23 protein-coding genes and 1 pseudogene are annotated in these 23,293 nt (G+C 66.1%); 13 read left to right on the top strand and 11 right to left on the bottom strand.

Features of this window, described 5'->3' with window-relative positions:
• Positions 1-7: 7 nt before the first annotated feature.
• On the bottom strand, positions 8-1,837 hold the full coding sequence (locus OHZ10_RS09080; RefSeq protein WP_342702147.1) for an amino acid adenylation domain-containing protein: 1,830 nt from the start codon (positions 1,835-1,837) through the stop codon (positions 8-10).
• Positions 1,830-3,068 carry a thioesterase domain-containing protein gene (locus tag OHZ10_RS09075; RefSeq protein ID WP_342702146.1) on the bottom strand — a complete coding sequence of 413 codons (1,239 nt, stop codon included), beginning with the start codon at positions 3,066-3,068 and terminating at the stop codon, positions 1,830-1,832. Before OHZ10_RS09075 ends, OHZ10_RS09080 begins: the two co-directional genes overlap by 8 nt.
• A 694-nt stretch (positions 3,069-3,762) precedes the next feature.
• Here OHZ10_RS09075 and OHZ10_RS09070 point away from each other — a divergent pair.
• Entirely contained in the window at positions 3,763-4,953 is a 1,191-nt protein-coding gene (locus tag OHZ10_RS09070) for a hypothetical protein (RefSeq protein ID WP_155627137.1), read from the top strand.
• On the top strand, positions 4,950-5,675 hold the full coding sequence (locus tag OHZ10_RS09065; protein WP_196486572.1) for an SDR family oxidoreductase: 726 nt from the start codon (positions 4,950-4,952) through the stop codon (positions 5,673-5,675). Before OHZ10_RS09070 ends, OHZ10_RS09065 begins: the two co-directional genes overlap by 4 nt.
• A gap of 425 nt (positions 5,676-6,100) precedes the next feature.
• Here OHZ10_RS09065 and OHZ10_RS09060 read toward each other — a convergent pair.
• Positions 6,101-6,951 (bottom strand): annotated as a pseudogene (locus OHZ10_RS09060) (oxidoreductase).
• Between OHZ10_RS09060 and OHZ10_RS09055 the strand changes: the two are divergent.
• Complete coding sequence (locus tag OHZ10_RS09055; protein ID WP_342702145.1) at positions 6,942-7,997, top strand: AraC family transcriptional regulator; 1,056 nt, start codon at positions 6,942-6,944, stop codon at positions 7,995-7,997. The pseudogene OHZ10_RS09060 and the gene OHZ10_RS09055 sit on opposite strands and share 10 nt — an antisense overlap.
• A 15-nt stretch (positions 7,998-8,012) precedes the next feature.
• Here OHZ10_RS09055 and OHZ10_RS09050 read toward each other — a convergent pair whose 3' ends face one another.
• Positions 8,013-9,272, bottom strand: a complete 1,260-nt coding sequence (locus OHZ10_RS09050; protein WP_425394778.1) for an alpha-hydroxy acid oxidase — start codon at positions 9,270-9,272, stop codon at positions 8,013-8,015.
• 103 nt (positions 9,273-9,375) lie between these two features.
• On the opposite strand from OHZ10_RS09050, the gene OHZ10_RS09045 reads away from it, so the two are divergent.
• Entirely contained in the window at positions 9,376-10,263 is an 888-nt protein-coding gene (locus OHZ10_RS09045) for a LysR family transcriptional regulator (RefSeq protein ID WP_059234145.1), read from the top strand.
• Between the two features lie 55 nt (positions 10,264-10,318).
• Here the strand turns inward: OHZ10_RS09045 and OHZ10_RS09040 are convergent, their stop codons facing one another.
• Entirely contained in the window at positions 10,319-11,638 is a 1,320-nt protein-coding gene (locus tag OHZ10_RS09040; protein ID WP_059234146.1) for an MFS transporter, read from the bottom strand.
• Positions 11,639-12,037: 399 nt separating this feature from the next.
• Between OHZ10_RS09040 and OHZ10_RS09035 the strand changes: the two genes are divergently transcribed.
• The 5 genes from OHZ10_RS09035 (at position 12,038) to OHZ10_RS09015 (ending at position 14,530) form a co-directional block, all read left to right on the top strand.
• The gene (locus tag OHZ10_RS09035; protein ID WP_059236751.1) at positions 12,038-12,457 is read left to right on the top strand and encodes an organic hydroperoxide resistance protein; all 420 of its coding nucleotides are present in this window, start codon (positions 12,038-12,040) and stop codon (positions 12,455-12,457) included.
• Positions 12,458-12,522: 65 nt separating this feature from the next.
• Positions 12,523-12,849: a DUF4148 domain-containing protein gene (locus OHZ10_RS09030; RefSeq protein ID WP_059236753.1), complete on the top strand. Its 327-nt coding sequence runs from the start codon at positions 12,523-12,525 to the stop codon at positions 12,847-12,849.
• Between the two features lie 60 nt (positions 12,850-12,909).
• Positions 12,910-13,239 carry a DUF4148 domain-containing protein gene (locus OHZ10_RS09025; RefSeq protein WP_059236755.1) on the top strand — a complete coding sequence of 110 codons (330 nt, stop codon included), beginning with the start codon at positions 12,910-12,912 and terminating at the stop codon, positions 13,237-13,239.
• Positions 13,240-13,313: 74 nt separating this feature from the next.
• Positions 13,314-13,643 (top strand): DUF4148 domain-containing protein, encoded by a 330-nt coding sequence (locus OHZ10_RS09020; RefSeq protein WP_059234147.1) that lies wholly within the window; start codon positions 13,314-13,316, stop codon positions 13,641-13,643.
• A 170-nt stretch (positions 13,644-13,813) separates the two neighbouring features.
• Complete coding sequence (locus OHZ10_RS09015; RefSeq protein ID WP_059234148.1) at positions 13,814-14,530, top strand: GNAT family N-acetyltransferase; 717 nt, start codon at positions 13,814-13,816, stop codon at positions 14,528-14,530.
• A 48-nt stretch (positions 14,531-14,578) separates the two neighbouring features.
• Here OHZ10_RS09015 and OHZ10_RS09010 read toward each other — a convergent pair whose 3' ends face one another.
• The 4 genes from OHZ10_RS09010 to OHZ10_RS08995 form a co-directional block, all read right to left on the bottom strand.
• Entirely contained in the window at positions 14,579-15,034 is a 456-nt protein-coding gene (locus OHZ10_RS09010) for a MarR family winged helix-turn-helix transcriptional regulator (RefSeq protein ID WP_222905002.1), read from the bottom strand.
• Between the two features lie 107 nt (positions 15,035-15,141).
• Positions 15,142-15,270 (bottom strand): hypothetical protein, encoded by a 129-nt coding sequence (locus OHZ10_RS09005; protein ID WP_256084876.1) that lies wholly within the window; start codon positions 15,268-15,270, stop codon positions 15,142-15,144.
• Entirely contained in the window at positions 15,267-15,638 is a 372-nt protein-coding gene (locus OHZ10_RS09000; RefSeq protein WP_059234150.1) for a GFA family protein, read from the bottom strand. Before OHZ10_RS09000 ends, OHZ10_RS09005 begins: the two co-directional genes overlap by 4 nt.
• Positions 15,639-15,755: 117 nt before the next feature.
• On the bottom strand, positions 15,756-16,856 hold the full coding sequence (locus tag OHZ10_RS08995) for a nitronate monooxygenase (protein ID WP_342702142.1): 1,101 nt from the start codon (positions 16,854-16,856) through the stop codon (positions 15,756-15,758).
• A 47-nt stretch (positions 16,857-16,903) separates the two neighbouring features.
• Between OHZ10_RS08995 and OHZ10_RS08990 the strand changes: the two genes are divergently transcribed.
• Both OHZ10_RS08990 and OHZ10_RS08985 read left to right on the top strand, forming a co-directional pair.
• The gene (locus OHZ10_RS08990; protein ID WP_226196451.1) at positions 16,904-17,695 is read left to right on the top strand and encodes a 5-formyltetrahydrofolate cyclo-ligase; all 792 of its coding nucleotides are present in this window, start codon (positions 16,904-16,906) and stop codon (positions 17,693-17,695) included.
• An 11-nt stretch (positions 17,696-17,706) separates the two neighbouring features.
• Complete coding sequence (locus OHZ10_RS08985) at positions 17,707-18,393, top strand: hypothetical protein (protein WP_342702140.1); 687 nt, start codon at positions 17,707-17,709, stop codon at positions 18,391-18,393.
• A gap of 63 nt (positions 18,394-18,456) precedes the next feature.
• Here the strand turns inward: OHZ10_RS08985 and OHZ10_RS08980 are convergent, their stop codons facing one another.
• Together OHZ10_RS08980 and OHZ10_RS08975 are read right to left on the bottom strand one after the other, a co-directional pair.
• Complete coding sequence (locus OHZ10_RS08980) at positions 18,457-19,590, bottom strand: AAA family ATPase (RefSeq protein WP_340624129.1); 1,134 nt, start codon at positions 19,588-19,590, stop codon at positions 18,457-18,459.
• A 41-nt stretch (positions 19,591-19,631) separates the two neighbouring features.
• On the bottom strand, positions 19,632-20,501 hold the full coding sequence (locus OHZ10_RS08975; RefSeq protein WP_342702139.1) for an RNA ligase family protein: 870 nt from the start codon (positions 20,499-20,501) through the stop codon (positions 19,632-19,634).
• 733 nt (positions 20,502-21,234) lie between these two features.
• On the opposite strand from OHZ10_RS08975, the gene OHZ10_RS08970 reads away from it, so the two are divergent.
• Both OHZ10_RS08970 and prfH read left to right on the top strand, forming a co-directional pair.
• Entirely contained in the window at positions 21,235-22,383 is a 1,149-nt protein-coding gene (locus OHZ10_RS08970) for an RNA ligase RtcB family protein (RefSeq protein ID WP_342702138.1), read from the top strand.
• Complete coding sequence (prfH, locus tag OHZ10_RS08965) at positions 22,383-22,991, top strand: peptide chain release factor H (protein WP_342702137.1); 609 nt, start codon at positions 22,383-22,385, stop codon at positions 22,989-22,991. The genes OHZ10_RS08970 and prfH overlap by 1 nt, the downstream gene beginning before the upstream one ends.
• Positions 22,992-23,293 lie beyond the last annotated feature (302 nt).

Raw genomic sequence — 23,293 nt, 5'->3', positions numbered from 1 at the left:
GTCGTGCTCATGCCGTTGCAAGCCGCGAGTGGATTTCGCGCGCAAGCAGGTCGATCGTGTAGTACTCGAACATGTCTTCAGCCCGGAGGGACACCCCGAAGGCGGCGCTGAGCCGTAGCGACAGCGCCTGCACGCCCAGCGAATCGAGCCCGATGTCCGCGAACGGCTCGTCCCGGTCGATCGGCGCATCGCTGCCCAGGCCGATCAGCTCGGCCAGCACGCGGCCGATTTCGGACTCGACGTCGCTGGCCGGCGCGTCCTCCGCGCGGGCGCGCTCGGTGGCCTGGCGGCAGAGGTCGACGAGCGCCCGCCGGTCGGCCTTGCCGCTCATCGCCTGACGGGGAATCTCCGCGACCGCGACCCAGTCCTTGGGCAGCCAGGCGGCCGGCAGCGTGTGAGCCGCGGTTTCGCTCAGTGCCCGCATCCACGCGGTGTCGTGGCCGTCGGCCAGGACCACGATCGCGGTCAGCCGGTCGCCGACCACGAGCGCCGTGGCATCGCGCACCATCGGCGAGCGCAGCACCGCGGATTCGATCTCCGCCAATTCCACGCGCTGGCCGTTGATCTTCACCTGGTCGTCCACGCGCCCCACGCAGTGGACCAGGCCATCGGCATCGACCCGGCAGACGTCGCCGGTCAGGTAGATGCGCGAGTACACCGCCAGGTCGCCGACCTCGAACAGCGGATTCGCGATGAAGCGCAGCGCCGTTTCCGCGGCGTCGTTCACATAGCCGTTGGCCAGCGCCGCGCCGCTGATGCACAGCTCGCCCTCTTCCCCCGGCGCCGGGGGCACGACCGCATCGGTCACGCCGTCCGCCGCGGTTCGACGCAGGTAGAAGCGCGTGTGCGAAACCGGCGCACCGATCGGCAGCGAATCCCGCGGCGCGTCGTCGTAAGGCCATGCGCTCGCCATGATCGTCGCCTCCGTCGGCCCGTACACGTTGTGGACGACCGTGTCCGGCAGCAGGCGCCGTGCGCGTTCCGCGAGCGACGGACGGAAGACCTCGCCGCCGACGCAGATCGCCTTCAGGCTCGTGCATTGATCGAAGCCCGGCGTTTGCGTGATGAGGTTGAACATCGTCGGCACGGTCGTGATGTGCGTCGCCGCATGCCGCCGGATGGCGGCCACGATCTCGACGCTGTCGATCCGGTGCGTGCCGCCGAGAAAGCACACCGTCGCGCCGATCGTCAGCGGCGCGAGCAGCTCGTGCATGGACGGATCGAAGCACGGGTTGATACTTTGCAGCCAGCGATCGTCCTCGCGGAATCCCAGGTAGCCGATGATCCAGCTGAAGTGATTCCACGCAGCCGCATGCGAGACGGCAACGCCCTTCGGCAGCCCGGTGGAACCCGACGTGAAAATGACGTAGAGCGGATCGTGCAGTTCGGCATCGAGTCCGAGATTGTCGGACGACAACTCGCTCGCCCGCTTCAGCGCCACGTAGACGTCGCTTTGCGGCACGCCGCCGAGCTGCGTCATCGCGCGGCCTTCCAGGGCGGTCAGCACGAACGCGATTCGCGCGCGCTGGACCATGTGACGCATGCGGTCCTCGGGGCACGCCGCATCGACCGGCACGTAGACGGCCCCGCACTTCACGATGGCGAGCAACGCGACCAGCCTGACGGGATCGTGATCCGTGCACACGCCGACGGCCTCGCCGGCGCGGATGCCGACTTCATCGCGCAGGAAACGCGCGAGCCGGTTCGCGCGTGCATTCAGTTCACCGTAGGTCACGCTTTCGCGATCCGAGACCGCCGCGATGCGTTCGGGCCTCGCGGCCGCGCACTGTTCGAAGACCCGATGCGGGATGTGGGGTGAATAGATGGATTCAGTCATCGCAGGATTCAGGACGAAGGGATTGAACGATCGAAGCGACACATGCGACGTGCGGCTCCGAGAGCATTGAAAAGTGATTGCCGGGTACTTCGATGCCCTGCACGCGATGCTGGAGCGCGAGCGCATGCCAGTCGGGCAGCAGAGGCTCGCGCGCGTGCAGGCATGCCACGCGCGTGGCGGGCGCCGCGACGGTGCGATGGGACTTCAGCAAGGCCAGGCACGTCTGGCGCATGTCGAGTACCTCGCGCAGGCGGGCGGCGGGCATGCGCCGATGCAGGCGGGCGTCGATGTCGCCGTCGCTGGGTGATTCGGCGAGGAAGCGATCGGCTTCCGCCGGCGGAAACATCGCCTTGAGCAGCGTGATGCGCTCCGTGCGGTCGTTGCTCGCGCGTTCGCGTGCCGCGAGGGCCAGCGACGGATCGAGGCTGACCACGACGCCGAGGCGCTTGCCGCGCTTCTCCAGCAAGGCGGCCATTTCGCGCGCCACCACCGCACCGAAGGAGTGACCGCCGATCCAGTGGAACGGCCGGTCGTCGATCTCGCACAGGGCATCGGCATATCGGCGCGCGAGATCCTTCAGGTCGGCGGCCTGCGCGAGTTGCGCCTGCACACCGCGAAACGCGCGGACGCGGAACGGCAGCCGCGCGGCCAGCGGCGCGAACGGCACGACGCTGCCGTCGGCGCCGTGGATCAGGGTCAGCACGGCATCGCCTGCGTCGCGCATCGCGCGCCCGGCGAGCACCCGTGTGACGTCGACGATCGGATCGACGCTCAACTGATCGGCGAGTTCGGATGCCGCGCGGCGCCACAGGTCGCCGATGGCGGCCGCGAGCGCCGGAGCGCCGGCAACGCTGACCTGCCACGCGTTCGCCTGCATCGGGTCGTGCGGCCGGAGCACGACGGGGCCGTCCGCCGCGCCGTGGACCTCGAGCGCCCATTGATCGATGGCGGCGCCGGCTTCGGCGCCCCCCGCTGCGTCGAGGCGGTCGGCGACCCGTCGAACCAGCGTGCGCAGAGGCCCGGCAAGCTCGAGCGATCCGAGCGTGATCGTCGGGGCCGCGCCAACGACAGCCGAACGTCTGCGGATCGTGATGGTCGCGTCGTTGCCGCAATCGACGCCGCGCACCCCGGCACGGCACAACGCCGCGAGAAAACCGTAATGGAGCGGCGCTCCGAGAACCTGGGCCAGGCTGGCCCGCAGGCGCGGGGCAATATCGTCCGTCCGCATCATTCTGTATTTATCCGATTTGCAAACCGCGTGTTTCTTTGAACATGCTGAAAATATATTAATTTTTCAATAACTGTTGCGGTGTGTGATTAGACAATCAAAATCTTCTGACGTGAACCTGCAATATCTGACAGACATCCCTGACATAAACATCAGGTGTCGAGGAGGTAAATAAAACTGTCTGTTTTGACAGCAATCATTTCGAGAAAATACTCGATACAATCCCCCTCCGCGCCACCTGATACGTCATGAAAATCAATTAAATCAACATCGGACCATCGAGAGGTTTTAAATGGAAGTCAAAGCACCTGAGAGCGAATCGGCTCGTACGATTCGTCAAGAAATCGCCTCGTTCCTGCGCAGCAAAAGCAATCTCCCCGTCACCGCGGAACACGCGACGGAGAAGCTTCTCGCCAAATCGCTGGACCTGGACGAAATCACGCGCCGTCGCGAGGCCTTCGCGACTCACGCGGAGATCGACGGCACCGCGGTGCTTGCGAACTACGAACTTCTGCATGGCGTGAAATATCTGGATCGACTCATAAACTGCGAAAAGCAGCAGGTCGATGCAAAATGTATTGTCGCGATCCTCAGAGGGGCGGAAATCTGCCTGAATAACATTTCAGTCCTCGCCGACCGGATCATCGACGACGTCAGTCATTCACGCTTTGGCGACGTTTCGATCAAGATTACGTGGATGAATCATTTCAACGATTCGCTGCACCGCTTTTCGCAGTTGCTGGTGCAAACGGATCTCGGCCGCAATGGCGGGGACTTTCTGTCGATCGAGGATTCGTCCACCTATCAGGCTGCCGCGAAAAAGACCGAAGCGATGTACGAAGCGCTCAAAACGGCGCCGGAATCGGTCCTCGACCTTTCCGAGAAGGATCTCGACGATCCGCAACGCTTCACGTTCTTTCACACCTTCGTCAATACCAATTACGAAACGATCTGGCTGGCCGTGCTGCGCCATGTTCGCGTACCGGGCGTGTTTCGCCACGAAGGCGAAAGCGCCGAGGCGTTCTATCAGCGGGTCGTGCAGAACGACGAGGTGCGCGATGCGGTCAACTGCGTCGATCTCAAGGATCCGACGTACCTGATGCAGTTTCGTGCGTACCACCAGATCAGCGAAGTCCTGGTGGGCCTCGTCAACGACGTCATCGCGGATTCGATTCTGGCGCTCGTCGACGAAGCGAACGAATCGTTCGAACATGAAGCGACGTCGCTGGCGATGTGCAACAAATTGCTGCAGATCGTCACCGACAACATCAAGCCGATCGTGCGAACGCTCAGTCCGAAGGCTTACTTCGCGATCCGGCCGGCGCTTGGCATCACGAGCGGCTCGCATTCGCACAATCTCCGCAAGGGGCTGTTCCTGACGATCTACCCGCTGCTGGTACGCTCGCTCCGTCTGCGGCTGGTGCAATTCAACGAAACGGCCGCGCGCGACGACGACGCCGTGCTCGAGCAAGCGCAGCAGGTGCTGCGCCTGAACACGCAACCGGAACTCGCCGCGATGATTCGCCAGACGGTCTACGTGTACCAATACGTGCGGACATGGCGTGACGAGCACATTCAGTTCGTCAAGACGCAGATCGGCGTGAGTCCGGAAGACAATACGCCGACCGCGTCGATTTCGGGCGCCGAAAACGCGGCCCAGACAGCGCACAACTTCCGCAGCACGCACCTGAACGACCCGATCGGTCCGCTTTACGAGGCCACGCTCGGCAAACGCCCGCCTGCCCCGTTCTCGATCGTCCATCCGGGACGTTTCGACGAGCACATGGCGTTCTTCACGGCGAATGCCGTCAAGGCGATGTACGCCGACGTGCAGCAACGCGCGCAGCGCAAGCGAGACCGCGCGGCCCGCGTGGGAGGCGCGTCGTGACGACCTTGCCGCTGGTGATGGTGACGGGCGCGAGCTCCGGTATCGGCGCGGCGGTCGCGCGTGCGTTCTCGGCACTGGGGCATCCGCTGCTGCTGGTGTCGCGGCGGCTGGCCGAGCTGCAGTCGCTCGATTTGCCCAACGCCGTATGCGTCGCGGCGGACGTGACCGACGAGCGTGCGGTGCGATCCGCGGTCCAGGCCGCGCAAGCGCAGTTCGGCGGTGTAGATTGTCTCGTGAACAGCGCGGGAACGATGTTGCTCGGCGAGCCGCTCGAGCAATCGGCCGACGAACTCCGGACCATGCTGGACGTGAACGTCGTCGGCACGATGAATGCGATTCACAGCGTGCTGCCGGGCATGGTCGAGCGGCGGCGAGGCAGCATTTTCAACGTCAGCTCGATCACCGGACGCCAGGCCTTTCCGTTTCATTCGGCCTATTGTGCGTCGAAGTTCGCCGTGCACGGGATGTCTGCCGGGCTCGGTGCCGATCTCGGTCAGCACAATATCCGCGTGTCGACCATCGCGCCCGGCGTGGTCGACACGCCCCTGCTCGACGCAACGACGTCGGAGTCCGCCAAGACCATGTTCCGTGAGTGGATGAGTTCGCTGGAATCGGTCCTGCATCCCGACGACGTCGCACGCACGGTGTGCTTCGCCTATGCGCAGCCGCAGCACGTTTGCATGCGGGAGATTTTTCTGACGTCCACCGCGCAAACGTCGTGAAGCAAGCCGCCTCGCGATGCGTCGCGAGGCGCCGGGCAGACTGGCCGGGTGCCGTTCGCAGCCATCGCGGCGGTACGGCGGCACGGCCGGCGGAGGTCGCCGGCTGTCCGATCCCGCCCATCAAACAGCCGGTGTAATGAACTGCGCCCCAAAAGCTGGATATCGATCCGGCCTTTGGGGCGTTTGTCTTGACGCCCTGTCCGATCGAGCGCGGACATTCGAACCGCTCGCCTGCCTCGTCGCAAAGACGGCCCGCCCATCTCCGGCGAGCGATGAAGGTTGCGGCATGTCGCGGCGACCGGGATCGACGCGATTTCCGATTGGTCAGTTTGGAAATGAAATCATGATGTTGTGATAAGAAAAGTTATCCGGATAGATGCATCGTTTTATCCAACTGCATGTTCCGCGACAGACTATCCGGCGCGTCAAGCGGCCGGAAAATCGGTCCCCTCGGTGAGATCGCGCCATGCTTCGAAATTCGTGCGCAGCGCATCGAGGCGCTTGAGCGCAACCTCGAGTGCCGCCTTGCCGAGCAGCAGGCGCAACGGCGGCGCATTCGATTCCAGCGCGGCGATCACCGCGGCGGCCGCCTTGACCGGGTCGCCCGGCTGATGCCCCGATACCGCTCTCGTCGCCGCGCGGCGCTTGCCGGCCGTGGGCGCGTAATCGTCGATCACCGTACCGGAGGCAACCATCGAACGACCGGCCCATTCCGTCCGAAACGCGCCAGGCTCGACGATCGTGACCGCGATGCCGAGCGGCGCGACTTCATGCGACAGCGATTCGGACAGCGCTTCGACCGCGAACTTCGTTGCGTGGTAGTAGCCGGTCGCGGCGAATGCGACGAGGCCACCCAGTGACGAAAAATTCACGACGCGGCCGCAACGTCGCGCCCGCATGCCGGGCAGCACGGCCCGGGTGACAGCCAGCAGGCCGAATACGTTGGTCTCGAATTGCGCGCGAATGGCCTGGTCTTCGCCCTCCTCGATCGCGGCGAGATAGCCGTATCCCGCCGCGTTCACCAGGACGTCGATATGGCCGAAGCGTGCTTGTGCGGCGGCAACCGCATCGGCTATCGATACCGGATCGGTGACATCCAGGCGCACCGTCATCGCGGTATCGGGATATCGGCCGGCGAGGCTCGCCACGGCGTCGGGCTGCCGGACCGCCGCACGACACGCCAGCCGCGTGCCAACGCCTGTTCCGCCAGCTCGCGGCCCAGGCCGGAGGAACTGCCGGTCACGAACCAGACCGAATCTTCAGGACATGCTGCCATCGTTGCACCCTCCTCTTTCGACGAAATGCAGGTGCAATGGTGGCGCCGCGGCGATCTCGCGCGTTAGTCCGTTAAGATCAAGGTCTTGCACGATCCTGCCAAAGTGCGTGTCGCGTGCATCCTTACTTCGGGGCCGGCCCTCCATGTCCGCAAACCAGCAGTCGGCGCTTCGCCGGATCGTACGGCGACATTGCAGGCAGCCACGTCAGGCGACGTCGTTGCCGAACGTCACGTTGTTCAACTGCCCTCATCCGACGAAGCCGGTGCGCAGCTTCTACGAGCCGCGCCTGTGCGTGGTGCTTCAGGGCCGCAAGCGCGTGTTGCTCGGGCAGTCGGTGTACGACGCTGGGGTGTCGCAGTGCCTGATCGCCACGGCCGACGTGCCGGTGACGGCCTGCGTGACCGATGCGCATCCCGACCACCCGCACCTTGCCGTGACCTTGGCGCTCGACCGCCTGCGCGTTGCCGAGGTCTGGTCGACGATGCCGGCGCGGCCCGGATCGAAAGACCGCGTGGGCGGGCTGGTCACGGGCGCACTGGAGCCGGACCTGATCGATCCGCTGACCCGCTTGCTGACCATTCTCGACCGGCCGGAAGACGCCGCGGTGCTCGCGCCGATGATCGAGCGCGAGATCATTTACCGGCTGTTGCAAGGCGCGTTCGGCCCGGTGGTTGCCGGGATCGTCAACGACCCGAACCTCACGCGGATCAGCCGCGCGACCTGCTGGCTGCGCGAGCACTATCGTCAGCCGTTCCGGATCGACGAACTGGCGGCGCTCGTCGGGATGAGCGTGACCTCGCTGCATCGCCATTTCAAGGCGATCACGGCGATGACGCCACTCGACTACCGGCGCGAGATCAGACTGGAAGAAGCCCGACGGCGCATCCTGTCGGGCGGTGCGCGCGTGGGGGAGATCGGGATCGACGTCGGCTACGACAGCGCATCGCAGTTCAGCCGCGAATATCGGCGGCATTTCGGCCGGACGCCCAGTGACGAGGCCGAGCACGTGCCGCCGGACAACACGGCGGCGATGCCCGGCGTTTGAGCGTTCCTCCGTCGCTCACTCGCCCGGCCGCTGGACAGCCGTCCGCGAGGCCGGCCATCCGTTTTTCCGGATCAGCACGTCGGGCGTCAAATGGCTGCACCGCTCGACGCCGAGCATCGCCATGTTCCGGTCCACTTCATCGTGCAACAGGCCGATCGCGTGCAGCACGCCGGCTTCGCCGGCCACGGCCGCCGCGTAATTGAACGGCCGCCCGACGAATACCATGCGGGCGCCCATCGCGATGGCTTTCAGCACGTCCGACCCGCGACGAAAGCCGCTGTCGATCATCACCGGATAATCCGCCCCGAGCGCGCGAATCACGTCGGGCAGGATCCGCATCGGCGAGACCGCGCCGTCCAGCTGGCGGCCACCGTGGTTCGACAGGATGATGCCGTCGGCACCCGCGTCGCGGGCGATCACGGCATCGTCCACGCCGAGAATGCCCTTGATCACCAGTTCGCCCTTCCATTCCTGCCGGATCCGCTTCAGATGCGTCCAGTCGAGATGGTCGCGCGCGGAGAAATCCCGCAGTACCGAGGACGACAGGATCGGTGCGCCGCGTGTTGCGAAGGAGTTCTCGAAATGCGGCATGCCGTGCGCGAGCAGCGTCCGGGCGAAGGTGCCGGCCAGCCAGCGCGGGCGCGTGAGGCCGTCCCAGAACAGGCGCGCCCCGGGACGCAGCGGCGTGGTGAAGCCGGTACGCACGTTGTTTTCGCGATTGGCGGACACGGGGATGTCCACCGTGATTACCAGCGTCCGGTAGCCGGCACGCGCGACGCGTTCGAGCAATGCGGTGATGCGGCTCGGATCGCCTGGCAGGTACGCCTGGAACCAGGTGCCCGGCGCAGCGGCGGCGACCTCCTCCAGCGGGATGAGCGACGAGCCGCTCATGATCGATGCAATGCCCGCGCGCTGCGCGGCACGCGCCAGCACGATGTCGCCGCGATAGGCCGACAGCGCATGGATCCCCATCGGCGCGATGCCGAACGGCGACGCATAGCGCCGTCCGAACAGTTCGACCGTCTGTTGCCGCTGCGAAACGTTGCGCAGCACGCGCGTGGCAAACCCGTACTCGTCGAACACGGCGCGGTTGTCGTCGCGTGTGCGGTTGTCTTCCGCCGCGCCGCTGACATAGCCGAAGATCGGGCGCGGCAGCACGCGCCGCGCCGCCGCCTCGAAGTCGTGAAGGCTCAGCATGTTGCGCAGCGCGCGAGGCGGTCGCGTGTTTGCCAGGGGGCGGCTTGCTCCGGGAAGGGATGAGGCGGACGAGGTCATTTCTGCGGCCTGTTTTCGAATCGGTGCCGGAATTTTAGGTACGCGCGAGGCGCTTAAAAAGCGATAATCTTCCAATGAATTTGTTCGATAAAAGCGAAAGACAATGGCCACCCCGACTCTCAAGCAACTCGACGCGTTCTACTGGGCGGCGACCTGTGCAAACTTCTCGACCGCCGCGCAACGGCTGCATCTGTCGGTGTCGTCGCTGTCCAAGCGCATCAACGAACTGGAACAGGTCGTCGAGCGCACGCTGTTCGACCGGAGCGGCCATCGGGCCGTCCTGACCGACGCCGGCGAGGCGCTGTTGCCGGCCGTGGTGCGGGTGCTGGAGTCGGTCGCTGCGCTGCAGGAATCGGTCGCACGGGACGAAGGGTTGAGCGGCCGGCTGCGCTTCGGGGTCGGCGAGCTGTCGGCGCTGACGTGGCTGCCGCGCTTCGTCGCGGCGGTGCAGAAGCTGCATCCGAAGCTGGCGCTCGAGCCGTATGTCGACGTGGGCGCGGCGCTGGAGGAGAAAGTCGATGCCGGCGAACTGGACTTCGCGGTCATCGCCGGCCGGTCGTCGCGCGGCAGCGTGCTGTCACAGCCGGTGGCGGAAGCACGGTTCGCGTGGATGGCGGCCGAGGCGCTGGTCGGCAGCACGCGCGTGCTGACGCCGGCGCTGATCGCCAGCCATGCGCTGGTGCTGCTGCCGTCCGGCTCGGGCGTGACGCGCATTCTCGACGACTGGCTGCTGGCGTGCGGCATCAATCATGCGCGCCGGATCGCATGCAACAACTGGAGTGCGGTCGCCGGCATGCTGGGCGAAGGCGTCGGCATCGGCTTCCTGCCCGTCGACTGGGCGCGTGCGCGGCTGGGCGGCAACCTCGTGGAGCTGACGAGCGAGCCGCCGCTGGCGCCGCTCCAGTATGCGTTCCAGTGGCGCCGCGGCGACGTGCGCGGGTTGATTCCGTCGATGCTGTCGCTGGTGCGGCAGTATGCGGATTTCCGCTGATGCGTGACGGCCGCCCGGCGTCAGGCGCGGGCGGCCCGGATGAAGCGTGCCGTCGTCACGCTTCGTCGATGCGCGAGACCCGCTTGGGATCGGGCATCCACAGGTAGCACAGCAGCGACACCAGCACGCATGCCGACACGTAGTAGAAGAACCACGCTTCGTGTCCGATGCTCTTCATCCACAGCGCGACATACTCGGCCGTTCCGCCGAACAGCGATACCGTGATCGCGTAAGGCAACCCGACACCCAGCGCCCGCACGCCGACCGGAAACAGTTCGGCCTTGGCCACCGCGCTGACCGACGAATACAGGCTGACGATCAGCAGCGCGACGACGATCAGCGCCAGCGCGCTGCCGGTCGTCTGGACCCCGCGGAGCGCCTGGAAAATCGGCACGGTGCAGAGCGTGCCGAGCACGCCGAACGCGATCAGCAGCGGACGACGGCCGACGCGATCGGACAGGCTGCCGAAGACCGGCTGCATCGCGACGAATGCAAGCAGGCTGATCACCGAGACCATCGATGCGTCGGCCTTGCTCATCCCCGCGCTGTTGACGAGGAATTTCTGCATGTACGTCGTGTACGCATAAAACGCGACCGTCCCGCCGAGCGTCAGCCCGGCGACGATCAGGCATTCGCGCTTGTGGTGAAACAGGTCGGCGATCGATGCGTGGCGACGCTTGCTCTGGCGATGCTGTTCGAACGATGCCGTTTCCTTCATGTTGCTGCGCAGGAAGATCGCGCTGCAGGCCAGCAGCGATCCGAGCAGGAACGGGATGCGCCATCCCCAGCTTTCGAGCTGCGCGGTCGTCAGGAAAAACTGCTGCAGCACGACCAGGACGCCCATCGCGAGCAATTGGCCGAGCGACAGGGTCGCGAACAGGAAGCTCGAATAGAAGCCGCGGCTGGACGGATCGGCCATCTCGCTCAGGTACGTCGCCGAACTCGCGTATTCGCCGCCGAGGCTGAGCCCTTGCAGCAGCCGCGCGAGGACCAGCAGCACGGGCGCGGCAATACCGATGGTGTCGTAGCCGGGTGTGAGCCCGATGATCAGCGAGCCGACGCACATGGCGAGCACCGAGACGAGCAGCGCGGCCTTGCGCCCCCGGCGATCCGCGTACATGCCGACGAGCCAGCCGCCAATCGGGCGCATGATGAAGCCGACGGCAAAGATGGCCGCGGTGTTCAGCAACTGCACGGTCAGGTTGCCGTTGGGAAAGAACGCTTTCGCGAAGTACAGCGAAAACGCCGAATAGACATACCAGTCGTAATACTCGATGAGGTTGCCGACCGATCCGCTGAAGATGGATCGGAGGTTCGCGAGGGTTCCGGTCGGCCGGGATTCCGTGGCCGTTGCAAGAGGGCTGACGCGCGACACGTAATGTCTCCGTTTCGATTGTGCTCGTTGTCCACGCAAGCGCTGGCCGCGGGCGGGCCGCTTGCGATCGGGTGCGGCAAGGTTAGAAGAGACGTTGCGTTGTAGAAAGCGAAATAATGACAAGGAACCTGTTCGCTTTATGGAAACACCAGGTTGGACGATTCCCCGCTCCCCCGCCACCTTCCCCGAATCGCGCCTCTTTTCTTGATGCCGGGCAATCAGGTTTTGTTCGCCTGAACGCCTTGTCCAGCAAGGCGCTACACGCTCCAGATACATTGGAATACAAAATATCGCATGCGATTTAATCGAATGCGCTTGACGCGATCGGCCGCCGGGACCAAACTGCGTCGCATGCGATTGAATCGCATCTGACACAAACCTCAACTGACGGAGCAAATGATGAGCAAGATCGAAAAAGTGCTGTACACGGGCAAGACGCATACGACTTCCGGTGGCCGCGACGGTGCGGCCCGCAGTTCCGACGGCCGCCTCGACATCCAGTTGTCGTCGCCGGGCAGCGCCGGCACCGGCACCAACCCGGAACAGCTGTTCGCGGCCGGCTGGTCGGCTTGCTTCATCGGCGCGATGCAGCTTGCGGCGCGTGCCGCGAAGGTGACGCTGCCGGCCGGTCTCGCGGTCGACGCCGAAGTGGATCTCGGCACCGGCGGCAACGCGTACTTCCTGCAGGCCCGGCTGAACGTGAGCGTGCCGGGGCTCGATCGCGAGGTCGCGCAACAGATCGTCGACGCCGCACACCAGACCTGCCCGTACTCGAAAGCGACGCGCGGCAACATCGACGTCGACATCCGTATCGCCTGAACTTATGTCGGGCGGCCGAGCGCCGCCCTGCCGAAACTCCGATTCCTTTTCTATCGAGGTGAATGATGAAAGTCCAATTGATCGCTGCCCTGCTCGTCGCGGTATCCGCCGCTGTTGCCGCACCGGCGTTTGCCAACGAAACGACCGTGACGCGTGCGCAGGTGCGTGCCGAACTCGCGCAGCTTCAACAGGCCGGCTATCCGCTGAACCGTGCCACCGACGCGACCTACCCGAACGATCTGCAGGCCGCGTTGACGCAGATCCATGCCGACGATGCCGTCGCGGCCAACGTGCCGGTGTCCGGCTACGGCAGCAACGGCGCCGCCGCGACGCAATCGGGCCGCCGGCCTGCAGTCAGCGTGGCCGAGCGCTCGGTGTACTTCGGTCATTGAGCGTCGCGCCGGTACGTGCCCCCTGATTCCTTTCCAGTTTCCAATTTGTCGAGGTGAATGATGAAAACCCGCTTGATCGCTGCCCTGCTCGTCGCTGTTTCCGCTTCCGCTGCCGCACCGGCGTTCGCCGGCCAGGCCGTCGTGTCCCGCGCGCAGGTGCGTGCCGAGCTCGTCCAGCTCGAACAGGCCGGCTACCGTCCGGGCCGCGCGAATGATCCGCATTACCCGGACGACCTGCAGGCCGCATTGACACGCATTCACGCGAACGACGCCGTGGCGGCCGAACCTTCCGCATCGTCCGGTTACGGCCGCGACGCTGCCGCCACGACGCAGTCGGGCAGCCGGCCTGCGACGCGCATCGCCGAACGTTCGATCTACTTCGGTCATTGAATGAAACCGCGAACGGCGCCGATGGCCGGCGTGCGGTGCGCGACCCCCGAATGCCTGTTTCCCTGTCGAGGTAAATGATGAAGCCCCAACTGATTGCCGCCCTCCTCGTTGCCGTATCGGCCTCCGTCGCCGCACCGGCGTTCGCCGGCGAAAGCACCGTCACCCGTGCGCAACTGCGTGCGGAACTGGCCGCGCTGCAGAAGGCCGGCTACCTGCCGAACCGTCCCAACGATCCGAACTACCCGGACAATATCCAGGCGGCGCTGAACCGGATTCACGACAGCGGTGCCGTCGCGGCCGACACGCAGGCAGCCGGTTACGGCAGCGACGCCAGCGGCGCGACGCAGTCCGGCAGCCGCAACGTGGCTCGCACGGTCGAGCGCTCGGTTTATTTCGGCCATTGAGCGTGGCGCGACGAAACCGGTCGCCAACCTCTGCCAAATAAAGCGCATGCGATGCAATCGCATGCGCTTTTTGTTGTTGGAGGCGGCGGAATTTGAATCGACAGCGCTACCTGCCCGGCCAATCCCGGTCTATGCTGTGCGCCACCCCATCTTCATTCGAGGAGCAGCCGATGCCGGATGCCACGACCGGAAACGCGACAGGCGAAACGCACGTGCTCGACCGCGTTGCCTGGAACGCACTCACGGGCAAGCAGCGCCGCTTTGCGCTCGGCAATGACCGCGCGTGGCGGTTTCCGGCGGCCATTGCGCCATTTGCCGCGATCGCCGACTCGAGTGCAGCGTCGTTCGGCGCGCTGTCCGAACTGGTTGCCGCGCACGGGCCAACGGCCCTCGTCACGCCGGACGAGATCGAGCCGCCGGCGGGATTGCCGGTGATCCGGCGCGCGACGCTGTTGCAAATGGTCTGGCAAGGAACACCCGATTCGGCGTATGAATCGGAGCATGTCACGCTCGGCGAAGCCGATGTACCGGACATGCTCGCACTGACCGCCGCCGCGCAGCCGGGCCCGTTCGGCCCGCGTACATTCGAGCTCGGCCGCTACATCGGCGTGCGCAGCGAAGGCCGGCTGGCCGCGATGGCCGGCGAGCGGATGCAGCTCGATGGCTACACGGAGATCAGCGCCGTGTGCGTGGACGCCGCGTTTCGGCGGCAAGGTCTTGCGGCGCGCTTGATCCGGTCGTTGATTGCGTCGATTGCCGCACGGTCGGAAACGCCTTTCCTGCATGTCCTCACGACGAACCAGGTTGCGATTGAGCGCTACGTCGCGCTCGGTTTCGACGTGCGCCGCGAGATGCGCCTGCTGGTGCTGGGCGACGCGCACGCATGACGACGCGGCCGACGCGACGTATGCGCCGGCCGCCGATGGTTCATCGGCTTATGCTTCGGTCGAACGGATCAGGTTGCCGCGCAGCGTGACGATCGCCTTCTGCACCTTCGCGAATTCGTCCGGCTTCAACCCGGTGGCTTCGACCAGATTCATGTCGAGCCCCTTCTCGCGCACGCGGCGGCCGCTCTTCGTCAGGCTGACGAGCACCTGGCGTTCGTCGGACGGATCGCGATGCCGCTCCAGGTAGCCCATTGCCTCGAGCTTCTTCAGGATCGGCGTCAGCGTGTTGGATTCGAGAAACAGCTTCTCGCCGAGCTGGCCGACGGTCTGGTTGTCCTGCTCCCACAGCGCAATGATCGTGATGTACTGCGTGTACGTGAGGCCGAGTTCGTCGAGGATCGGTTTGTAGGCCTTGCCGAACGCAAGATTCGCCGAGTAGATCGCAAAGCACAGGAACTCGGACAGCTTCGGCGCGGCGGGCGGCGGGGTTTCGGTCGGTTTCATGAACTTCCTCCAGCGACGCGAATGGTCGCAGACAACCGCATTATATATCGCATGCGATTTTATCGGAGGCATGTTAATCGGCTGCGATGCACCGGCCCGACGCGTGTTCAGCGCTGCGTGCGGCGCTTGCCGGCTTGCTGACGGCTGACCGACAGCAACGAGCATTGCACCGGATGCGCGATTTCGGTCGCGAGCCCGCCCGCGGCAAACAGCAGGATCATCAACCAGCGTTTCATGCGTCCTCCACGACCGAGAGGCTCGCGCCGTCGGCGACCGTCGCGTCGAGCGCATACGGATCGATGCCGTCGAGGCAGCCGAGATTGACGCGCCAGCATGCCGGGTCCTTGCGGGTCTGATGGAACGGATAGACGCCGCATCGGCTGCAGAAATAATGGCGGGCCGTGTGCGTGTTGAAGCGATAGCACGTCAGCGCGCCCTCGCCTTCGACGATCGTCAGGTCGGCGGCGGCGAACATCGGGCTCATCAGCGCGCCGCGCCGGCGGCACAGGCTGCAGTTGCAGCGCACGGCCGGCGCAATGGCCGCTCTGACTTCGAACTTGACGGCCCCGCAATGGCAGGACCCCTTGAACCAGGTGGCAGACATGACACGCTCCGGAAAAGGTCATGCCTGCTTTATAGCGAACCCGCGCGCGGGCGTTGTATCGCGCTGTATCCGCCGCCAGCGCAGATACAGAACATTGCAAATCTGCGGCCGGCGCGATCAGTCCAGCGCGTGTTGCAGCCGTTCGATCGCCGCGCGCGTTTCGCGTTCGAGTGCGGCGAACAGCTCGGCGGCCGGCAGCGCGCGAACGAGCGGTGCCGCCTGCCCGGCCCATTGCGCGCCGTAACCGAATTCGCCCTTTGCCTTCGCGGCAGCATGCAGCGCCTTGCCCGCGTCGTACGCGATCGGATACGCGGGCGTGGCCGGTGCGTGCGGGTCGTCGCCGAGCGCGGTCAGCCGGTTCGCGATGCCGCGGGCGATCCGGCCCGAGATCGCGCGCGTGAACGTCGTGCGGCGCGCTGCGTCGCCAAGGATCGCGCGGCGATAGCCGTCGTCGATCGACGTCTCCGGGCACGCGACGAACGCGGTGCCGAGTTGCGCGGCCTGCGCGCCGAGCGCGAGCGCAGCGGCAATGCCTTCGCCGTCCATGATGCCGCCGGCGGCGATCACGGGCAGTGCGCATTCGCGCACGATCAGGCGCGTCAGCGCGAACGTGCCGAGGCGATCGTCGTGCGCGCTCGAATCGAACACGCCGCGATGCCCGCCCGCTTCGATGCCCTGCGCGACGATCGCGTCGATGCCGGCGGCGGCGATCTCGCGTGCCTCGTCGAGATTCGTCGCGGCGGCGAACAGCGTGATGCCCGCGCGCTTCAGCGCAGCGATCACGTCCGCGGACGGCAGCCCGAAATGGAAGCTGACGACGGCCGGCTTTTCTTCGACGAGCATCGCCTGCATCGCGTCGTCCGCGACGAAGCTCGTGTAGATCTCCGACAGCGACGCGGGCGGCGTTGCGCCGTATTCGCGGAACACCGGCGCGAGCCAGTCGAGCCACCCGCGTTCGACGGCGGCATCGGCATGGGCCGGACTGTGGCAGAACACGTTGATGTTGAACGGCCGGTCGGTGAGCGCACGCGTGTCGCGGATCATCTTGCGTGCGCCGTCGGCGTCGGTCGCGCCGACACCGAGCGAGCCGAGCCCGCCCGTGTTCGACACGGCGGCGGCCAGTGCCGGCGTGCTGACGCCGGCCATCGGCGCCTGGACGATCGGTGCGCGGATGCCGAGCGTGCGCAACAATGTCCGGTTGTTGGTCGGTTGATTCATGTTGCCTGCCTCCTGTTGATGGCCGACGCGCGAGCTTGGCGGGTCGCATGGGCCGCACGTATCGCATTTCCGGTTTCACCCCTAGAATAGCGGACGGAGAAACCGCATCCAAGGCCGTCAGCGCGCAGCGTTCGCCGAACGCTTCGCCCGACATTCATGCGGCTCCGCTGTCAAAAACCAACAACACCATCACAGCATTCATGAAAAGAAGAACATTCCTCGCGCTGCCCGCCGTGGCGGCGTCCGGCATGCTTGCCGCCTGCTCCGACGTCAATATCGGCCCGATCACCAATCGCATGATGAAGGATCCGGAATACCGGGAAACGCTGTCGGCGTTTCTGATCAGCGCCGACGGGAAGAAACTTGTCGTGATCGGCAAGCAGTACCACTACATCTTCGATGTGCCGCCGGCCCTCGCCGTCAACCTCACGGCGCCCTATCGCCCCAAGCTGGATACCGATTTCGACGATTTCGAGACGCACGGCGACAAGATCTCCGGGCGTTACATCCTGCAGCTTTCGAGCGAGGACGCCCCCCCCGGCTCCGAACTGCGCGCGCGGGCGCTCGCCGACGGTTTCAAGGACGAGCGCTACAAGCTGACCGAGCGCGGCACGATCAGCGGCAAGCGTTACCAGCCGAACGACGTTACGCCGTCGTCGATTCCGCAGGCGTTCAATCATTCTTACAACGTCAAGGTCATCGAGCGGCCGTCGCTGCTCGGCCAGGGCGCGAAGCTCGCGATGTCGCCGGTCACGATTGCGGCCGACGGCGCAGTGGGCCTGCTTGGCCTGGCGTTGTTCCCGATCGCGCTCACGGCATTCATCATCGTCGCGCATTGAGGCCGGCATCGATGATGGAATCGCTTGGCCGAAACCTGTTCCGGATGGGCTGCGTGGCCGCTTGCCTCGCATTCGCGCAACCCGCCGCAGCCGAAAGCGACTGGGACGCCGCACGCCATGTGCGTACCGACTGGGTGTTCGCGTCGATGAAGGAAAGCGACGTGCGGCCGACGCTCGATCGCACGTTGAAGGATCAGGTGCGCTGGGCCGGCCTGCCGGGCAACACGCCCGATGCGGGCGCGTTCCAATGCACGAAGCTCGCGCTGCCGCCGCCGTCGGACGCTGCACAGGCTGCGTTCGACGCGGCGCCGTCATCACGCGGCCGCGACGCGGACAAGGCCTACGCAAAGGCCGCGTCGCTCGGCTCATGGCGTGCGGCCGCGCGTCTGGTGAACAGTTCGCTCGAGGACGAAGACTGGGAAGGCGCGCAGCCGGCGATCGCATGGTTGCTCGCGCATCACGTGCCGGCCGGCTACAACAAGCTTGCGGACGTGCTGCAGGCGATGTCGGGTTACGACGGCGAAACGCCCGGCGAGCGCATGCGCGGGATGATCGCGTCGCTGCGCTGGCGCGCGGCACGCGAAGGCGATCCCGTGGCGCAGATGGAGATGGCCGATCTGTTCGAGAAGCTGGGCAAGAACGATCGGGTCACCGCGCTGCGCGCGTGCGCGACACAGCAGAATCCGGACCTGAAATGATGCGCGTCGCCGGTACGCCGCAGTGACTTGCGGCGTACCGGCGCGCACCGCGACAGTGCCGCGTCAGACTTCGTACCGCACCGCGTGCGCTTCTGTCGGCAGCGGCAGATCCCAGCGCAGCAGCATCGCCTCGAGTGCACGGTTCGTCAGCGACGTGTCGCGCCGCGCATTGCGGCGCAACAGTTCCGCGCGCGGCTGTTCGAGGTAGACGAGCGTCACGTCGGCGCCGTACGCATACAGCAGGTCGAGCGTCTTCTTGCGCATCAGCGGCGACAGGTTCGTCGCATTCCATACGAATGGCCGTTGCTCGCGCAACAGCGCCTTCGCAGCGTCGACCGCATGGTGCGCGACCGCCCCCTCGTTCTGGCCGTGACGCAGCCCCAACGCATCGCGCGCATCGTCGAACGACACGACCGGCAGATCCGGATGATGCCGCGCAACCCACGTGTTCTTGCCCGTTGCCGGCAGGCCCGACATCACGACGACCTGCGAGCCCGGCGTGCGGAACAGCGGATAGTCGGGATGCACGTCCGCACCTCGGAAGTAGCTGAGCGCCGTATGCGGGTCGGCAAACGTACGCGGCTGGCCGTAACAACCGTCCTCCCGCGCCAGTTCGCGCAACAGTTCGATGTTGTCGAGTACGCGTTGCGTGTCGTCGCAGATGCGCCCGCGGATGTCGGCTTCCGCGAGCAGGCACAGAAGCGGAATGCCGACCTGCCACGACAGCTCGCGCGCGATGAACTCGGGCGTGCCGCGGCGCGACCCGCTCATCGCGAAAAACGGCACCTGATGCACGGCGATCATTCGGCAAACCGCCTCGCGCGCCGCGAACGGCATGCCGGCGTCCCACAGCGCGATGCGCGCATCGATCGCCCCTTTGCGCGAGTGGCCGGGATGGCCGATCGCACCGGTGACGGGATCGATGACCGTCGTGCCCGCTTTCGCGATGTCGTGCAGCAACGCGGCGAGGAACACGATTTCCCGGTCGGCGCGCGACGCGGCCTGATAGCCGGGCAACGCGAGCAGCGCATCGATCACCATCATCGTATGCGTCCACACGTCGCCTTCGCCGTGATGCGCGGGCTCTTGCGGTGTCGTTTTCGCGTGTTCGAGCGCGGGAAACGCCGCGAGACACGCGCGATAGTCCGGCTGCCGGCCGGGCGCAGGCACGAGTGCCTGCAGCTGTTCGTACTTCATGATCAAGACTCCTTCCGAAACGGCGCGCGGCCGTCCCGTATTCATTTGTTCGGCCGCGCGGCCGGGGCCGATGGCCACGTCACCGTCGGATGCGGCGCATACAGGTCGACATCGGGTGCGAGCAGGTTCGGGATGAACGGCTGTTCCGAGTGATGGCGCGCGGAATCGAGAATCGCCTGCACGAAATCGTGGCGCACCCACTTCAGGCGCGCGGTCGTCGCGTCGTCGGTCTCGACTTTCACGTAGAGCCCTTCGGAGCGCTCCGACTTGTCGCACTGCTGCCAGGCGCGCGCGAGGTCGAGCCCCTGCCGCCGCACGGTTTCCTCGAATGCGCGGCGCCAGTCCGGCGTCTTCGCGAGCGACGGGCCGAGCAGCGCTTTCAGGTCGGCCAGCCGCGCCGGTGCAATGCCTTCGTACAGCACGGGTACCGACAGCACGGGCCCGTCGGCGAGCAGCGTACGCCGCGCAGGCGTCGACAGGAAGCGATCCGTCGCACGGTCGAACACGTCGAATTCGAAGAAGTGATGCGGCAGCGCGTCGTAGAACACCGCGTGCTTCTTGCTCATCGTTTCGCCGTACATCACGTAGCGATCGCCGAGGCGCTCGAGCAGCCAGCCGGCATGGGCGGCCGCCCAGGTCTTCACGAACCCGAACTGCCGCTCGCGGCCGCCGCCGGCCAGATAGTGGCCGCGCGACTGCAGCAGCAGTTCGCCGGCCGGACTGAAGCTGATGCCCGTGTTCGCGCCGTCGAGCTTTTCCTCGACGACGATGTGCGTGCCCGCGAGGGTGCGATACGGAATGTGGTCGTGACCTTCGTCGCCGTTCTGCAGGCGCGATCCTTCAAGATGCGGCGTGCGCGGGTAACGGGCGAGGTCGAGCGATTGCGCGTAGGCGCGAAAATCCAGCGTCATGGTCTTTCTCCGGAAACAGGGAAAAAGCCGACGACGTGAACGAACGGATGGGTGTGCGTTACGGTGTCAGTGCGAGTCCGGGCGCGGCCCTGCGATGACGGTTCCGGCGCTGCGAGGCAGACGGAAACGGGCAGGACGACACGCGGCCGGGACGGCAGTCGTCGGCGTATCAGGCGAAGGGACGAATGTTTGCGGGCACTTGGATCACCGGTTCGATGAGGGTTCTGGGATGAAGCAGGCGGATGCTACGAAACGGCTTTTGTGCTGTCAAGCGCGACCGGACGCTCGCGTTGCGGTGGCCCGCAGCCGTTGAATGCCTGCAGCGGTACGTCACACGTACAATCGATGCGCGAATGATCCGGATTCCTATGTGTATGTTTTTCGCCACAACGTGCATCGAATCGATCGGATGCATCGCGTCACCCGCTTGCTGCGCCCGTTGTGTGCATGCTAGAGTCGCCGCCATTCCGATCAACCCCTCACTCGCAAGGAGAAGAAAATCATGACGTCACGCCAACGCTTCTCCCGTCGCGGGTCGTAGTTCGGGTTTTTCGCGTCCGTTCGTTTCATCGTTCACGCTACGCAGCACCGCGCATCGCCGTCACGGAGATGCGCCGGGTCGTCCCGATCCGGTCGTGCCGCCCTCCTCCCGACTTCCGATGTCGGGCAGCGCATGCGTGCGCTGCCCGCGCCATGGCCCGCCGTTCTTCCTTTTCATCGAACGGAAACCTCCATGGGCAATTCCATGCAATACCTGGGCGAGCGCATCACGTTGTGCGCTTGCCCCACCACCTGGATCGAAGGTGAGGCCATCCGGCAGCTCGAACTGGCTGCCACCCTCCCCGGCATGCGGCGCGTCGCCGGCATGCCCGATCTTCACCCCGGACGCGGCTACCCGGTCGGCGCTGCGTTCTTTTCGACGGGCCGGCTGTATCCGGCGCTGATCGGCGGCGACATCGGCTGCGGGATGGCGCTATGGCAAACCGCGCTCGATACGCGGCGCGTCGGCGCGTCGAAGCTCGCGAGCCGGCTCGGCTCGATCGACGCCGCGCCCGATGCCGGCTGGCAGCCGCTGATCGCGGCCGCCGGATTCGCGGATCATCCGTTCGCGGCGTCGCTCGGCACGATCGGCAGCGGCAATCATTTCGCGGAGGCGCAGCGGATCGACACGGTGTACGACGCCGAGGCGGTCGCGGCGCTCGGTCTCGATCGCGACCGCCTGTTGCTGCTCGTGCACAGCGGGTCGCGCGGCTTCGGCCAGTCGATCCTCGAGCAGCACATGCGTGAGCGCGGCTACAACGGCCTCGACGAGACGGATGCTGCGTGCACGGCGTACCTCGCGCGTCACGATGCGGCGTTGCGCTATGCGATCGCGAATCGCGACCTGATCGCGCGGCGCATGCTGGCGCGCTGGCGCAGCGACGGCCGGTGCGTGCTCGACGTGAACCACAACCTGGTGAGCCGGGCGAGCGTCGACGGCGAACCGGGCTGGCTGCATCGCAAAGGCGCGACGCCGGCCGACTCGGGGCCCGTCGTGATTCCCGGGTCGCGCGGCGACTACAGCTACCTCGTCGCGCCGGTGCGGCCCGACGATGCGGCGAGCCTCGCGTCGCTCGCGCATGGTGCGGGTCGCAAGTGGGCGCGCGGCGACTGCAAGGGCCGCCTCGAGCGGCGCTTCACGCCGTCGCAGCTCACGCGCACGCCGCTCGGCAGCCACATCGTCTGCGAAGACCGCGAACTGCTGTACGAGGAAGCGCCGCAGGCGTACAAGCCGATCGACAGCGTCGTGGACGCGCTCGAGGCGGCCGGGCTGCTGCGCCGGCTGGCCCGGCTCGCGCCGGTGCTGACCTACAAGACGTCCGGGGAGGGCTGCCGATGCTGATGCAGATTTCCTCGGCGCACGGCCCGCTCGAATGCCAGCTCGCCGCGGCTCACGCGTTGCGGCGCCTGCAGGCGGAAGCCGATGCGCGGCGTGTGGTCGTGACGGTGCTCGATGCACAGCCGGGCGAACGGCCCGGCACGCTGCGCTCGGCGCTGTTCGATCTCGATGGCAAGGCGGCGCAGGCGCTCGCGGACCGGTGGACGGGCACGCTGCAATGGATTTGCGCGAGCCCGTACCGGTTGCGCCATCCGCGCAAGAACTGGTTCATCGGCGTCACGCGCTGTGCGGATGCGCAGCCGCTGCCGGACGGCGACGTGCGGTTCGAAGCGATGCGCGCACGCGGGCCGGGCGGCCAGCACGTGAACAAGACGAGCTCGGCCATCCGCGCGACGCATGTCGCGACCGGCCTGTCGGTGCGCGTGGAAAGCGAGCGCAGCCAGCACGCGAACAAGCGTCTGGCGCTGCAGTTGCTGCAGGTGCGCTTGCAGCAGGAAGCCGACCGTCACGCGTCGGACGCGCGTCGTCAGCGGCGGATGCAGCACTTTGCGCTGGAGCGCGGGAACCCCGTGCGCGTGTTTCATGGGCCGGCGTTCATGCCGGCCGATTGAGCACGGCGGTGTGGCTGTCGGCGGCGGTTGCACCGGCGGCCACGCGACGAGCCTCATGGTTTTCCCGGCCCGTCAGGGTGCGCGGCGACGCACCGCTTCCGGTACGCCACCGCGTGTCACGCAGGCTGCAACGGCCTGCCGCGCGAATCCGGGCTGCCGCGCGTTCCCTACCCTTTCTGCCCGGGAAAGGACGCTTGAAACATCCGCAATTATCACGCGCCGCCGATTTGCCCACCATGTGTCGGACGATCGGCGCACCCCTCAAAGCCGGCCCTTTCACGGGCCTTGCCATGTCTGTCGCC

It is taken from the genome of Burkholderia arboris, from assembly GCF_038723655.1.
Classification (GTDB): domain Bacteria; phylum Pseudomonadota; class Gammaproteobacteria; order Burkholderiales; family Burkholderiaceae; genus Burkholderia; species Burkholderia arboris.
This window is presented reverse-complemented; position numbering and strand designations above follow the sequence as displayed.

Bases quoted from the DNA above. Each gene is read 5' to 3' on its own strand.
- OHZ10_RS09005 (WP_256084876.1), bottom strand. From the start codon at position 15,270: ATGAAACGCTGGTTGATGATCCTGCTGTTTGCCGCGGGCGGGCTCGCG.
- OHZ10_RS09010 (WP_222905002.1), bottom strand. From the start codon at position 15,034: ATGAAACCGACCGAAACCCCGCCGCCCGCCGCGCCGAAGCTGTCCGAG.
- OHZ10_RS09035 (WP_059236751.1), top strand. From the start codon at position 12,038: ATGAGCAAGATCGAAAAAGTGCTGTACACGGGCAAGACGCATACGACT.
- OHZ10_RS09015 (WP_059234148.1), top strand. From the start codon at position 13,814: ATGCCGGATGCCACGACCGGAAACGCGACAGGCGAAACGCACGTGCTC.
- OHZ10_RS09000 (WP_059234150.1), bottom strand. From the start codon at position 15,638: ATGTCTGCCACCTGGTTCAAGGGGTCCTGCCATTGCGGGGCCGTCAAG.
- OHZ10_RS09075 (WP_342702146.1), bottom strand. From the start codon at position 3,068: ATGATGCGGACGGACGATATTGCCCCGCGCCTGCGGGCCAGCCTGGCC.
- OHZ10_RS09070 (WP_155627137.1), top strand. From the start codon at position 3,763: ATGAATCATTTCAACGATTCGCTGCACCGCTTTTCGCAGTTGCTGGTG.
- OHZ10_RS09055 (WP_342702145.1), top strand. From the start codon at position 6,942: ATGCTGCCATCGTTGCACCCTCCTCTTTCGACGAAATGCAGGTGCAAT.
- OHZ10_RS09045 (WP_059234145.1), top strand. From the start codon at position 9,376: ATGGCCACCCCGACTCTCAAGCAACTCGACGCGTTCTACTGGGCGGCG.
- OHZ10_RS09020 (WP_059234147.1), top strand. From the start codon at position 13,314: ATGATGAAGCCCCAACTGATTGCCGCCCTCCTCGTTGCCGTATCGGCC.
- OHZ10_RS09025 (WP_059236755.1), top strand. From the start codon at position 12,910: ATGAAAACCCGCTTGATCGCTGCCCTGCTCGTCGCTGTTTCCGCTTCC.
- OHZ10_RS08970 (WP_342702138.1), top strand. From the start codon at position 21,235: ATGGGCAATTCCATGCAATACCTGGGCGAGCGCATCACGTTGTGCGCT.
- OHZ10_RS08975 (WP_342702139.1), bottom strand. From the start codon at position 20,501: ATGACGCTGGATTTTCGCGCCTACGCGCAATCGCTCGACCTCGCCCGT.
- OHZ10_RS08995 (WP_342702142.1), bottom strand. From the start codon at position 16,856: ATGAATCAACCGACCAACAACCGGACATTGTTGCGCACGCTCGGCATC.
- OHZ10_RS09050 (WP_425394778.1), bottom strand. From the start codon at position 9,272: ATGACCTCGTCCGCCTCATCCCTTCCCGGAGCAAGCCGCCCCCTGGCA.
- OHZ10_RS08980 (WP_340624129.1), bottom strand. From the start codon at position 19,590: ATGAAGTACGAACAGCTGCAGGCACTCGTGCCTGCGCCCGGCCGGCAG.
- OHZ10_RS08990 (WP_226196451.1), top strand. From the start codon at position 16,904: ATGGGCCGCACGTATCGCATTTCCGGTTTCACCCCTAGAATAGCGGAC.
- prfH (WP_342702137.1), top strand. From the start codon at position 22,383: ATGCAGATTTCCTCGGCGCACGGCCCGCTCGAATGCCAGCTCGCCGCG.
- OHZ10_RS09030 (WP_059236753.1), top strand. From the start codon at position 12,523: ATGAAAGTCCAATTGATCGCTGCCCTGCTCGTCGCGGTATCCGCCGCT.
- OHZ10_RS08985 (WP_342702140.1), top strand. From the start codon at position 17,707: ATGATGGAATCGCTTGGCCGAAACCTGTTCCGGATGGGCTGCGTGGCC.
- OHZ10_RS09080 (WP_342702147.1), bottom strand. From the start codon at position 1,837: ATGACTGAATCCATCTATTCACCCCACATCCCGCATCGGGTCTTCGAA.